Source organism: Streptomyces sp. NPDC058576 (assembly GCF_042718715.1).
In the GTDB taxonomy this organism is placed as follows: Bacteria; Actinomycetota; Actinomycetes; order Streptomycetales; family Streptomycetaceae; genus Streptomyces.
Map to the genome: position 1 here is coordinate 39,203 of NZ_JBHXPF010000005.1, position 13,139 is coordinate 52,341.

The 13,139-nt window shown below is 64.5% G+C and carries 7 protein-coding genes and 1 tRNA gene; 2 read left to right on the plus strand and 6 right to left on the minus strand.

What is annotated here, in order from left to right; all coding sequences use genetic code 11:
* Positions 1–28 precede the first annotated feature (28 nt).
* From ACFWRV_RS05705 to ACFWRV_RS05720, 4 genes are read right to left on the minus strand one after another with little or no spacing between them, the layout of a single operon-like run.
* On the minus strand, positions 29–3,250 hold the full coding sequence (locus ACFWRV_RS05705) for a type I restriction endonuclease subunit R (RefSeq protein WP_384328699.1): 3,222 nt from the start codon (positions 3,248–3,250) through the stop codon (positions 29–31).
* Positions 3,251–3,263: 13 nt separating this feature from the next.
* Positions 3,264–4,586 carry a restriction endonuclease subunit S gene (locus ACFWRV_RS05710; protein WP_384328702.1) on the minus strand — a complete coding sequence of 441 codons (1,323 nt, stop codon included), beginning with the start codon at positions 4,584–4,586 and terminating at the stop codon, positions 3,264–3,266.
* Positions 4,583–6,613 (minus strand): N-6 DNA methylase, encoded by a 2,031-nt coding sequence (locus ACFWRV_RS05715; RefSeq protein WP_384328705.1) that lies wholly within the window; start codon positions 6,611–6,613, stop codon positions 4,583–4,585. Before ACFWRV_RS05715 ends, ACFWRV_RS05710 begins: the two co-directional genes overlap by 4 nt.
* Positions 6,610–8,337, minus strand: coding sequence for an N-6 DNA methylase (locus ACFWRV_RS05720; protein ID WP_384328708.1), 1,728 nt, complete (start codon positions 8,335–8,337; stop codon positions 6,610–6,612). Before ACFWRV_RS05720 ends, ACFWRV_RS05715 begins: the two co-directional genes overlap by 4 nt.
* Positions 8,338–8,499: 162 nt before the next feature.
* Between ACFWRV_RS05720 and ACFWRV_RS05725 the strand changes: the two genes are divergently transcribed.
* Both ACFWRV_RS05725 and ACFWRV_RS05730 read left to right on the plus strand, forming a co-directional pair.
* Complete coding sequence (locus ACFWRV_RS05725; protein WP_382201255.1) at positions 8,500–9,078, plus strand: hypothetical protein; 579 nt, start codon at positions 8,500–8,502, stop codon at positions 9,076–9,078.
* 224 nt (positions 9,079–9,302) lie between these two features.
* Positions 9,303–10,994: a DUF6119 family protein gene (locus ACFWRV_RS05730; RefSeq protein WP_384328712.1), complete on the plus strand. Its 1,692-nt coding sequence runs from the start codon at positions 9,303–9,305 to the stop codon at positions 10,992–10,994.
* A 362-nt stretch (positions 10,995–11,356) separates the two neighbouring features.
* Here ACFWRV_RS05730 and ACFWRV_RS05735 read toward each other — a convergent pair.
* Together ACFWRV_RS05735 and ACFWRV_RS05740 are read right to left on the minus strand one after the other, a co-directional pair.
* Positions 11,357–11,430: transfer RNA gene (locus ACFWRV_RS05735), tRNA-Thr, on the minus strand.
* Between the two features lie 106 nt (positions 11,431–11,536).
* A complete protein-coding gene (locus ACFWRV_RS05740) occupies positions 11,537–13,066 on the minus strand; it encodes an alpha/beta hydrolase (RefSeq protein ID WP_384328715.1) in 1,530 nt (509 codons plus the stop codon).
* Positions 13,067–13,139: the final 73 nt, after the last annotated feature.

The window sequence follows — 13,139 nt, forward strand, 5'->3', positions numbered from 1 at the left end:
TCTTGCCCGACGTGTCACGGAGCACAGGCTATGCGGTCGGCGGTTCCGTCGGACGGCTTCCGGACGACTTAAGCTCAGCGGCCCGCTGCTCGGTGGCGCGGCGCTCGGCCTCGCGCCGTACCGGGCGTCGGATGAGCTGGTACGCCTGCTGGGTCGCAACCTGCTTGAATAGACGGTTGACGTCGGTGTTGTCGAAGTAGCGCACCATCAGGGCGTCGTTGGACGCCGCTTGGTCGATGACAATCCGGTCGAGGTCCTTCTCCAGTTCCCCGCCGAAGACGTCTTGGTCCTGGTGCAGGGCGATGGCCCGGAGTTCGGGGTCCTCGCTGACGGCGACGACGAGCTGGCCGAGCAAGATCTGATCGGTGGTGGAGAGCCCAGTCCCATACTCGTTGTTGACGGACTGGATGACCTCCGCCAGAGACATTTCCTCCGCCTCGGCCACCGCTCCGGCAGCCTCGGGCACCAAACCAGGGAGTACCTGGGCCCCCGCTGCCTCCAGGCTGAGCTCCGGGGTACCTGTCTGAGCGATGCGCATGTGGCTCGGGGCGGCCGTCCCTATGTCGGCGCCGGCGCTGCGGGCGGGCGCCGGGAGGCGGCGCAGCAGGAAGCGTCCGTACTGGTAGAGGCGTTCCAGTTCGAGGTTCTCGAATCCGATGACGTGGGAGAGCCAGCCGTACGCCTTAGTGTAAGAATCCAGAGCGCGGCGAAACTCGGAGGCTGTGTCCGGTTCGGCAGCGTTGAGGGCGTTGAAGCGGTCCAGTGCGGGCTGTAGGTAGCCGTATAGGCGGGCATGGGCCTTCATGATGGCGGTGTCGGTGGCCGAGCCGCCTTGGAAGGCTGCGAAGTACGCGGTGGCGAAGGCGTCCATCTCGGCTTCCACCAGGAGCTGGTAAGCCATCACCTCGCGTTCGCGGTCGAACAGCAGGTTGGGGTCGGTGGGCTCGCTGACCGACGCCTCGTAGTACTGCTGGAAAGCCTGCTCGATGTCTTCGGGCCGGTTGGCGAAGTCGAGGATGAACAGGTCTTCGGTGCTCTTGAACCGGTGAGTGCGGTTGAGCCGGGAAAGCGTCTGCACCGCGGCCAGGTTCGCCAGGATCTTATCCACATACATGGTGGTCAGCAGCGGCTGATCGAAGCCGGTCTGGTACTTCTCGGCAACGACGAGGATGCGGTGCTCGGGCTTGGGGACGGAGGGTGGGTTCGGGTCATCCGCGCGGGTGTAGCCGAAGCGTGTCGGCAGTTCACGTTCGGGAAATCCGTTGAGCTTGGGCTCGGTGTACTCAATCCCGTCGAGGGTCAGCGCTCCGGAGAACGCGACCAGGGTGCCGCAGTCAGTGAAGCCCCGCTGGTCGATGTAGGCCCGCATGGCCTGGTACAGCCGTACGGCGTGGTCACGGCCGGAGGTGACCACCATCGCCTTGGCTCGGCCGCCGAGGCGCGGGCTGGAGTGGGACCGGAAGTGGTCGACGATGATCTTCGCGCGGGAGGCCATGGACGCCTCCGACATCAGCGCGGCCCTCACCAGCCGCGAGCGGGCCTTGCGCGGGTCCACCTGCTGCTCCGCCTCCTCGGCGGCGGCCTCCTGAAGCTTGAAGTACGTGGCGTAGGTGATGTAGTTGCCGAGCACGTCGAGGATGAAGCCCTCCTCGATGGCCTGCCGCATCGAGTAGACGTGGAACGGACCCTTCTCCGGCTCCCCCGAGCCGGGATTGGCGTAAGGCGTGCCGAAGAGATCGATCGTCTTCGCCTTGGGCGTGGCCGTGAACGCGAAGAAGGACAGGTTCGGCTGCTTGCCGCGCGCCAGGGCCGCGGCCGTCAGCGGGTCACCGTCCTCATCCACCGCATCCGAACCGAGGCGCCCCAGCGCCTTCTTCAGGGCTGCCGAGCTTTCCCCACCCTGCGAGGAGTGGGCCTCGTCGATGATCACCGCGTAGCGCTGTCCGCCAAGCCCTGCGACCTTGTCCAGGACGAAGGGGAACTTCTGCACCGTGGTGATCACGATCCGGGCCGTCGGCCCGGTCAGCGCGTCCGCGAGCTGCTGGGAGTTCTCGTCGATCCGCACGACCACGCCGGCCTTGTGGTCGAACTGGTGGATGGTGTCCTGGAGCTGCTTGTCCAGTACACGCCTGTCGGTGATGACGATGATTTTCTCGAAGACCAGCTTGTTCGCTCCTAGACCCGAGGCGAGTGCGGCGGGCGCGATCTGCCCAGGGTCGTGGGAGGTGTGCAGGCTGGACAGGTGGTGCGCGAGCCAGGCGATGGTGTTGGACTTGCCCGAGCCGGCGGAGTGCTGGATCAGGTAGTTCTCTCCCGCTCCGTGGCGGGCCACATGCGCGATGAGCTTGCGCACGGCGTCCCACTGGTGGAACCGTGGAAAGATCAACGGCTGCGTGTGCGCGCTGCCGGGCTTGTGTGATGGCGCGCGGCCTGCCTTCGCGGCGGCGTCCTCGACGTGCAGGAACCGCTGGATCAGCTCCAGCCAGTTGTCGCGGGCCCACACCTCGCCGAAGAGGTAGGAGGTGGGGTACTTCCCGTCAGTCGAGGCCGGGACGTTACCCGCGCCGCCGATCTGGCCAGGGCCACCGGAGCCGGTGTTGAAGGGGAGGAAGCGGGTGGCGTCGCCCGCAAGGCGGGTCGTCAGGAAGGCGAGCGTCGGATCGACCGCGAAGTGAACCAGACTGCGCTTGGCGAAGAAGAGCTCCTTCGAGTCGCGGTTGCGGCGGTACTGCCACTTGGCGTCCTCGACGGTCTGGCCGGTCAGTCCATTCTTCAACTCCACCGATGCGACCGGCAGTCCGTTGAGGAAGAACGCCATGTCGAGGGTGTCGGTCGGGCGTGCGGCGGAGTAGTGGAACTGGCGCACGAAGGTAAGCCGGTTGGCGTTGTACTCGTCCAAGGCATCAGCGGCGAGGGTGTGCGCGGGGCGGAAGTACGCAAGTTGGATCTTCACGTTGCGGTCATTCACGCCCCGACGCAGCACATCCAACAGCCCACGGGAGTCGATCTCCCGCGCCACGCGCTTCGCGAACCGGCCGATGGCCCGCTCTTCGTCCTCATCATAGGCAGCCTGAAGCGCCACCCACTCGTCGCGCTGCGACTCCCGGAGAAACTCCTTCAACTCGGAGGTGTCGATACCGAGAGCGCGGTCGTAGGCATTCGACAGCCCGCGCTGCCAGCCGCTGCGCACTAGCGCCGCCTCCACGGCGTTCTCAAATGCCTTCTCGGTGTATACGCGAGCGTCGTTCATCTGAGTCTCCCCCTCAGAGGTTGCGGTCGTGCGCGGGGCGGGCGGTGGTGACGTCGAGGTGGCCGGTGACGGCAGCGATGATCAGTGCCTGTCGACGCTCGGCGAGAAGCTGAAGCTGGGCCCGTAGGCGCTGCTTTGCCCGCGCGCACTCGTTGAGCTTTCGCTGAACTGCCTGGACCCTGAGCCGCTGAACTTTCAGACTCGGCAACGGAATCGGGAATCCCAGAATCTTACCGCTGTTCGTCGAAGCCAAATTGGTTGTCTTGACACCCGTACTCTCGAAGTAGCAACGACCGTGGACCGTGCGGGTCATGAGCGACAGATAGTCGGCATCCAACCTTGGGCCATCAGGGCGCACAGCGAATACATGATTCTGATGAAGGCATTCTTCCAGCTCACCACGCCACACCGTACCCCGACCCAGCTTGTCAAGATCACCGCCTTCGGTCATTAGAACGTCGCCCGCCAGCAGCGTGCTCCGGTCAGCAATATTTGCTGGCACGGTGATATTACTGACGTTGTCCACGTTAATTCTATCGGCTTGAACATTTGCCACGCGCAGATACGGCCGTGTCACCACGTCACCTGACAAATCGCGCTTCCCGTCGATGGTCAACCCGCTTTGAAGTCTCGCGATATAACCAAGGCGTACCAACGGTGCATCATCGACCGGGGCAGGAAGCCAAGCCCAAGGCCACTCTCCTGCAGGAGAGGTGAGGGAGCCGGGAATCAGCTCGTCAGTGACCTGAGCATACTCACACTCGTCTAGGACGGCGATCTGCCTCTCGCGCGCCGAAGTCATTCGGTCGATGCGCGCAGTTTCGGCATCGAGGAATTCGACGATACGGAGCTGCTCATCAACTGGAGGGATAGGGATCGGGACGTTACTCAACTCTTCTTTCGTTACATGGACCATACCGATCATGCCGCTAGTGAGTTCTCGCTCAATCCAGTACGTTGCCGCTCGCAACGACCAGTACAGCCAGTTCTTGTCACAGCCCTCGACGGAGACCTTGAAGATATGCTGGTTGAGAAAATAGAGCCCTGGCTCGTTCCACCTGAAGGGTCCGAAGGATGTACCTGGGTTCCCGGACCAAGAGAAGAGCAAGTCTCCCGCGCTTACGTGGTGCTTTTCATTTAGTGCCAGATTAGAGCGATTGAAACTCTCGGAGCCGTTCAGGTTTTCGATTCGAATGATGGGTGTGCCAGAATCTGTCCAGCCATCAGATTTGAAGACATATCCGTTGTGCAATTTCGCAAGGTGCTTGAGTGGAACTACTCTCCATGAATCAGGCGGCGGCGCGCCATACGGAATCTGGTTAAAGGCGGAGGTCACGCGATCACCTCACCCAGCAGGCTCTGGATCTCTGACTCCAGAGACTTCAGCTCCGCATCGATCTCTGTGAGCGGCCTCGGCGGGGTGAAGACATAGAAACGGCGGGTGAAGGGAATTTCGTACCCAAGCTTGAACCGCTCCATCTCCTTCGTCTTCAGGTTGCGGGTTTCCGCGATCCAGGCGTCCGGAACGTGTGGCAGCACTTCGCGAGTGAGGTACTCGTCGATGTCCTCGCCGAGCGGGACGTTCTCGTTGTCACGCAGGTCGGGATCCGGCTCAGGCTTGCCCTTGATGAGCTGAACCTCGCCCTCTGGGTCGGAAACCCCAACAGCATCACGCAGGGCCTTCTGGAATGGCGCGGCGGGGGGCCAAAGCACGCCTCCGGCCACCATCGCCGCCCGTAGGGCGTCCCATGCTTCAGCTTTGGTGGACCACTGCGATCCGAGGAGCGGCTTGAGTGCAGCTAGCAACAGCTCGACCGCCACCTCGCCCCCGACCGCCTTCTTCACGGCGGCCGATGCGCCGAGCTGCGCAAGGCTGTCATCGGTCAAATCGAAGCGGAGCTTGAGCGGCCGGTCCACGGTGATGCGCTGATAGCCGAAGTCTCGGTTAGCGAAGATCTTCACCCGCCCGTGATCCGGGTGGGCCTCATCACCGACGATGCTCAGCGCATCGCGGTAGATCGCGCAGATTTTTCCGATCTGCGCCTGCGTGATCTCCTTGCGCTTCTCCCCAAGAGACTTGCGCATCTTGGTCCATTGGTCGCGGGAATCGAGCAGGATAACACGCCCCTTGCGGTCAGAGGGCTTGCGGTTGGTGACGATCCAGAAGTACGTAGAGATGCCGGTGTTGTAGAAGAGCTGGTCCGGCAGGGCGATGATCGCCTCCAGGTAGTCGTGCTCGATGATCCACCGGCGGATCTCCGACTCACCAGACCCGGCGCCACCGGTGAAGAGCGGGGAGCCGTTGAAGACGATGGCCAGGCGGGTTCCGCCGACCTCATCGCCCGCATCGTCCTTTTTAAGCGGCTGCATCTTGCTCATCATGTGCTGCAGGAACAGCAGCGAGCCGTCGTTGATCCGAGGCAGGCCGGCTCCGAAGCGACCGTCGAATCCGCGATCGTCGTGCTCCTGGCGTACGCCCTTCTCGACCTTCTTCCACTCCACACCGAAGGGCGGGTTGGCGAGCATGTAGTTAAAGGTCTCGCCTTCGTGGCCGTCCTGGCTGAAGGAGTTGCCGAAGCGGATGTTCTTCGCCGTGTGGCCCTTCAAGAGCATGTCGGAGCGGCAGATAGCGTACGACTCGGCATTCAGCTCCTGTCCGAACAGGTTGACGCGCACGCCCGGATTCAGCTTGCGGATATGCTCCTCGGCCGCCGAAAGCATGCCGCCGGTGCCGCATGCCGGGTCGAGGATATCGACAACCTGTCCCGGTTTCTGCAGCCGTTCGGTATCCGGGGCGAGCAGCAGCTCGACCATCAGCTCGATAACCTCGCGGGGGGTGAAGTGCTCACCGGCGGTCTCGTTAGAGGCGTCGGCGAACTTGCGGATCAGCTCCTCGAAGACATAGCCCATGGCATGGTTGTCCACGGCCTTGAAACTCAGATTCAGTCCGGCGAACTTCCGCACCACCTGGTAAAGCAGGTCGGCGTTGTCCAAGCGGTCGATCTGGAGGTGGAACTCATAGCGGTTGATGATCTCGGTAGCCTCCGAAGAGAACCCCCGGATGTAGTCCTTGAGGTTCTTCGCCACGTTGGCCGCGTCGCTGCTAATCGTGTCGAAGGTCTGCTCGGAGAGGTTGTAGAACTTGAGCTTGGACGCCGCCAGCAGAAGTCCGTCCTTGTTCTCTCCGGTGTAGGAGGCCGCCCGGTCCCATACCGCCTGGCGGGTCGGGGCCATGACGCAGTCCAGCCTGCGCAGCACCGTCAGCGGCAGGATGACCTTTCCGTACTCCGAGCGCTTGTAGTCACCACGCAGCAGGTCGGCTACCGACCAGATGAAGTCAGCCAGTTCCTGGTTCTTACTCAAAGCGTCCTGTCCTCTCGCCCCACTGCGGCGTCTCCGTCGTTCGTCGTGCTTTGGTGTTCAGGCCCGCCGCCATCGAAGGGCGGCGGATCGAGTGCGCCACCCGTGAGGCCGTCGCGGGCAAGCCTTGCAGCTCGGTTACCGATCCTGGCGAGTTCGGCAAGTTCATGCTCGAACGCACCCAACGAGCGGAAGGCGTCCCCGTAGCGGTGCTGCCGTTCAGCGTCCATGCGGGGTAGACGCGCAGCCTGCAGGTCCGCCCGGAACGTACCCGAAGAGGACGTGCTACGACGGACGTTCGCCGCGCTACTGGCGAATCCGCGCACATAGTCGGGGTCCAACTGGTCACTGACAGAAACGAGCTCATCACCATCCAGACGGACCAGACCAGCGGCCAACAGATCACTCACCGCCACCGGAACGCCATCGTCTAGGTCGCCGGCCCTGCCACGCGTCGGCAGCTCGGGAAGCAGCGCCCATAGACGACTCAGACGCGCGTCGAGCTCCTCGCGCAGCGTGGCGTACTCCGACGCGTAGTCGGGTTCCGGCTCGCGTACGTAGCGGCTGGGCGAGAGGTCCACCTCGTTGTCCAGCAGATCAATCAGAGGCACCTCGACCTCTTGGTGCAGCTGCGCCTCCCACGGTCCGTCCGGACTATTGGTGCTGAGATCCACCATGCGTACCGTTCCCGTCGACCGCCCATGGGCGGAGGGACGACTCAGCAGCCACAGGTGTAGCGGAAGCGCGTGGCTAGCGGCGAGGCCCGGTGGCAGAGCTACGACCGCGGCGACACAGCCGCGACGCACCAACTCCGCCCGAATCCTGCGCCCGGAGCGACGATGGGCGACCGACGCCGGCAGAACTACTACAGCTCGGCCGCCGAGTGCCATGTGGTGGTAGCAATGCTGAAGCCAGGCAAGTTCACTTTCCCCGCGTGAAGGCACACCCGCCTCCCAGCGCGGATCTACGAGCAACTGCTCGCGGCCCCAGTCGGCCACGGCGGTCGGAGGCTCGCACACGACCAGGTCTGCGCGGAGCTCAGGGAACGCGTCAGCCCGCAACGAGTCGCCTGCCACGACCTGAACCGGCGCGGCCGTCCCACTGGCGGCCAAGGCCGCACGCACCTGGGCTACGCGCACCGCATCCGCCTGTGTGTCCTGTCCCAGCCTGCTCTGGACCGCAGCGCCGCCCACTGCAACGAGAAGCGAGCCGATTCCGCACGCGGGGTCAAAGACGGTGCCTGAGGTCTCACCAGCGAATTCCCGGACCGCGCGAGCCAGCCGCAGTGTCGAGGCTCCGTCCAACGCAGAGCGTGTGGTGGACTCCAGCAACCGGGCGACCAAAGCATCCATCACCTCGGTGGGCATCCGGTCGACGACCAACCTGTCCACCGCCTCTCGGGCGACTTGGCCAGAAAGCCCTTCCTCGTCGCCCCGGAGATACTCCCCGACAGCAGCCAGCGCCCCGGCCATTCCCTCACCGTAGGTGTCACGCAGCGCCTGCCAGAGTCGGACCTCCTCACTGGCTTCGCGCCCTTCGCGCTGCCCCGCCAGCCACTGTCGCACCTCGGCGAGCGAGAACAGGGGACTTGTCGAGGATCCGCCGACAGGAGCCGGGAAGTCCGGCCGACGCCTGCGCCAGTTGGACACCGCGGCCCGCGTCACTCCCGCAAACCGCGCAATCTCAGCGGCGGTCACCTCGGCACTAGGTACGTCGTCTGCGGTCATGAGCGTAACCGTACACCGATGCCGCTTCAAGTCCAAGTTACATTCCGTTGACACCGCCAACTGAATCGTGGACCCTGAGGTCAACCGCCTGACCTCTCGGGCAATGCCCAACCCAGCCCCGGCTCCTGCCCGTCGGGAGAGTCCGATTAAGGAGAAGCAACCATGTCCATCGACCACGAGCACGAGCACGACGATGACGACTACCGCGAGAGCGTGGAGAGCCTCTACAGCGATTGGGAACATCTGATTTTCCGGCTGCGCAGAACTGGTGATGAGATCCGCGCCCTCCACGCTCAAATGACCCCGTGGCATGGGACGGAGCCGCGAAGCGCGGCGGACTGGGACTGGCTCGTTAAAGCCTTCACGCGCGAGGCCTCGGCCGTCAGCCAGAGCGACTTCGAGAGCTTGATCCTCCGCACCACAGAGCTGCACCACCGTGGTACGGGGATCCTCAATCCGGACCAAGGGCCCCAGCCCATCCCGTCACCGTTTGTGCGACGCATGCCAGAGGATCAGGGCAAAACCGAAGCCGGACGCCGCCAGCGCCAAGTACGACATGTGGTTGCATACCAAGAGCACATCCGCCACTGCCTCGACCATTTCGTTGCAGCTTGGACGGCCCTCATCGACGGCTGCTTGATCTGCGACTGGGACATGATCGACGACGAGTTCCCCAAGCTCGCCGAGCTGACCACGGAAGCCCAGAGGGCCTTCGGAATCTGGGACTCGCTCGATCGATAGCTGCAGCTCATCGCAAAGACGGTTCGGCGCGGCACTCGATCAGAACTACCGTTCCCGCGCTCTGTCCACCGCCGCATAGCACGCCAGGGATAGAGCAACACATGAGGCCGAGCCGGTGCCCCAATCGGAGGTTGTCTCAGCCCATCGCACAGATGCCCAATCAAGAGATCATCGCCGACTGCATCTCTCGACGGCGTTCCCACCCGGACTCGAAGGAGCATGACGTGACCGCCACGAGGAAAAGCAGCACCGGCACCCGTAAGTCCACGCTGCACCGACTGACTGTCCCCGACGGTGGCGAGGTGGAACTCCGCTCCCTGGTGCGCTCCCACTATCTCGACAGACCCGGTTACCAGGTCCGCGAGTTCGCCTGGGAGGGCGTCGCCGGGCTACTGGTGAACGGAGGAATCCCCCGGGACCGTGCCGACTGGTGCCCAGCCGTCGAGCGAATCACCGGCCTGGAGGTCAACGAACGAAATCACTCCGCCGCGGGCTTGGTGCTGCTGCGCAGTCAGCGCGGTCTATACGCGCTGAGCTATGGCGTCGGCCAGCACATGCTCGACCCGTACTATCGGGACGACGAGTTCGGGTTGGAGTTCGCCACTCGCTGCCTCGACGAGAACGGCATAATCAAGATCCGCAACCAGATCATGGACGGTCGGGGGCGCGTCGATGAGTACTCCGTTGCCAGAGGCGAGCGCATCGACGGCTTCGGACTCGACCGCTTCGGCGCCGTCGTCCGACGCATCTGCGGAACGGTCAGCGGCATCCCATTGACCTCACTGCCCTCCGGCACCTCCAAGCACGTGCGGGTCGAGTGTTCCGAGTCGACTATCAAGCTGCCACTGGCCACCACCCCGGAGGAGTTTCTCAACGACCTGCGCGCGATAGAGGATGTCTGCTCGCTCCCGGATCCGCTGCCCGAACTGGGCTTCGTCGATCGGCTCCACACACTGGACAACCGAAGCCGCAAGGCGGTGGACGCCCAGACGATTCTTGAGCGCATGCTCGCCGATTCGAGTCACCCGAGGCTCACGCTGGGGGTACCGGAGAGCGGCCAGGAGGGCTTCGGCTCCGCTCAGGCGTTCCGGATCAGCTCGGGCAGTCGCAGCATCGACGTCACCGACCTTGACCTTCCGGTCCTCCTCAAGTTCGTCTCAGGCAAGACGGAGGGTGAGCGCCTCAAAGCGCTTGGCCAGGTGCGGGTCGTCATGTTCAGCGACGACGATCTGAAGACGCCGGCCAGCGCCGCGACCACCGGCAAGGAGTGGCTCATCGCAGACGTCCCGGTGGGAACGGCACGGTACTTCTATGGCCACGGAAAGTGGTATGAGGTGGGAGCCGGGTTCCTGGAGACGCTGGAGGAAGAGCTCCGGGCGCTACTGAGCAAGCCGTCCAGCGTTCAACTGCCAGCCTGGCCAAAGGGGGTACCGAATGCCAAGAGACGGGACTCCCATGATGAGGACTGGTACAACAAGCAGGCGGCAGACCAGAAGAACTACCTGCTCTTCGACAAGAAGAACATCGTCACGGACAAGTTCAACGGTGGCGGGCTGGAGGTCTGCGATGTCCTCGGCCCGGACAACCAGCTGATCTGCGTCAAAAAGGCCGCAAGCAGTGACGGCACCGCGCCGCTGAACCACCTCTTCGCCCAAGCGGTCACCGCCGTCGAAACCCTGCGCAGTGACGAGGCCATCCGCAGTGCCTTCCTGAAGCAGGTCGCGGACCGTGATCCCGACCACCGTCTCCTGAGCGACTTCGGCACGCTGAAGGTCGTGCTCGCCATCCTCCTCAAGGATGGAAGGGAGATCACCGTCGACTCCCTCTTCGCCTTCGCCCAGGTCTCCCTCCTTCAGTCGGCACGTCGCTTGCGCGCGATGAACGCTGAGGTCGAGGTCGTTGCGATACATCGGTGAATACGTGATCTCTGGGGGCGCGTCGATGTTCGTCTCAAGAAGGCAGCGACAGGTCTCATTCCTGTCGGAACAGAACAGGCCCAACATCGACAGATAGCCGACGATCTGCGAGCAGTTCTGACAGGCCATCACGCACCGATGGCCACCAGTTGCCCACCGGGAACCTCACTCGTCCCGCCGATGCCAGCACCTGGGGTACTGAAACAGCAGGTCAACGCCCTAGAGGAGGCTAGTCGCAAGCCGGGAACGAACCCATCACCTACGCATTTCCATGCACAGACCACTGGTGCCCGATTAGCCCGGATCCCGAGTCGAACAAGAGAAGAAACCCCAGGTCAGAGGCCTGACCTGGGGTTCTATTGAGCCGCCTTCGGGATTCGAACCCGAGACCTACGCATTACGAGTGCGTTGCTCTGGCCAACTGAGCTAAGGCGGCGCGCCCTGTCGCACTATGGTGCGATCAGCAGCGGAGCCAAGTCTACACAGTTTCCGGGGGTGCTCCGCACACGGCACCCCCGGAGGCATTTGTGCTGGTCAGAGGCTCAGGTGCACTTCTTGCCGTCGGTGGGCGGGGTGCCCTCCAGGAGGTACGTGTTGATCGCCGTGTCGATGCAGTCGCTGCCCCGGCCGTACGCGGTGTGGCCGTCGCCCTCATAGGTGAGCAGGGTGCCGGAGGAGAGCTGCTCGGCGAGGGACTCGGACCACTTGTACGGGGTGGCCGGATCGCGGGTGGTGCCGACGACCGCGATCGGGTCGGCACCCTTCGCCTCGGTGCGGTGCGGGGTGCCGGTGGCCTTCGTGGGCCAGTACGCGCAGTTCAGGGAGGCCCAGGCGAAGCCGCGCCCGAAGACCGGGGAGGCCTTCTCGAAGTCCGGGACCGCCTGCTCGACGGCTTCGGGGCCGTCGAAGGCGGGCGGCAGGTCGAGGCAGTTCACGGCGGCGTTGGCGAACATCAGGTTCGCGTACTTCCCGTCCGGCTCGCGCTCGTAGTAGCTGTCGGCCAGCGAGAGGAGGCCGGAGCCGTCGCTGCGCTGCGCGCCCTCCAGCGCCTCGCGGAGCTGCGGCCAGGCCGCCTCGTCGTACATCGCGGCGATCACCCCGGTGGTGGCCAGGGACTCGGTCAGCTCACGGTCGTCGCCGGTCGGGATCGGCTTGGCGTCCAGGTCCTTGAAGAGCTGTTTGAGGGCGGTCGCCGCGTCGGCGGTGTTCGTGGTGCCGAGCGGGCAGTCCGGCTGCTTCACGCAGTCGGCGGCGAAGGACTGGAAGGCCCCCTCGAACCCCGCCGTCTGGTCGCGGTTCATGTCGATGGCCTTCAGGGACGGGTCCATCGCCCCGTCCAGGACGAGACGGCCGGCCCGCTCCGGGAAAAGGTCCGCGTACGTGGCGCCCAGGAAGGTGCCGTACGACGCTCCGACGTAGTGCAGCTTCTCGTCGCCGAGCAGGGCGCGCAGGACGTCCATGTCGCGGGCCGTGTCCACGGTGGAGACGTACGGGAGGATCTCGCCGCTCCGCTTCTCGCAGCCCGCCGCGAACTTCTCGAAGGCGTCGGTGAGCTTCCCGACCTCCGGGGCGTCGTCCGGAGTCTGGTCGACCTGCGTGTAGGCGTCCATCTCCGCGCCGGAGAGGCATTCGACGGGTTCGCTGCGGGCCACGCCGCGCGGATCGATGGCCACCATGTCGTAGCGGGCCCGCACCGGGGCCGGATAGCCGAGCGCCGCGTACCCCTGGAGATAGCCGATCGCGGAGCCGCCGGGGCCGCCCGGGTTCACCAGGAGGGAGCCGATCCGCTTGCCGGGGCCGGTGGCCTTCTTGCGGGAGACGGCCAGGTCGACGTCGCCGTCATCCGGCTTGTCGTAGTCCTTCGGCGCCTTCATCGTCGTGCACTCGAACCCCTCCACCCCGCAGTCGCGCCAGCTCAGCTTCTGCGTGTAGTACGACGACAGCCCCTCGGGAGCCGCGGTGCCGGTGGCCGAGGCGTTCGGCGACGATCCGCTGCTGCTGCAGCCGGAGATGAGAAGGCCGGCAGTGCCGATCCCGATGGCGAAGGTGCGGAGCAGGCGCCTGGTATCCATTCAGGGAGCGTATCCGCCGGGTGACGAGTCGCCCGATTCCCTGCTCATTCGGGTGAACGGGGGCCCGTCGCGG

Coding starts and splice junctions, on each gene's coding strand:
- ACFWRV_RS05705 (WP_384328699.1), bottom strand. CDS start 3,250: ATGAACGACGCTCGCGTATACACCGAGAAGGCATTTGAGAACGCCGTG.
- ACFWRV_RS05720 (WP_384328708.1), bottom strand. CDS start 8,337: ATGACCGCAGACGACGTACCTAGTGCCGAGGTGACCGCCGCTGAGATT.
- ACFWRV_RS05725 (WP_382201255.1), top strand. CDS start 8,500: ATGTCCATCGACCACGAGCACGAGCACGACGATGACGACTACCGCGAG.
- ACFWRV_RS05740 (WP_384328715.1), bottom strand. CDS start 13,066: ATGGATACCAGGCGCCTGCTCCGCACCTTCGCCATCGGGATCGGCACT.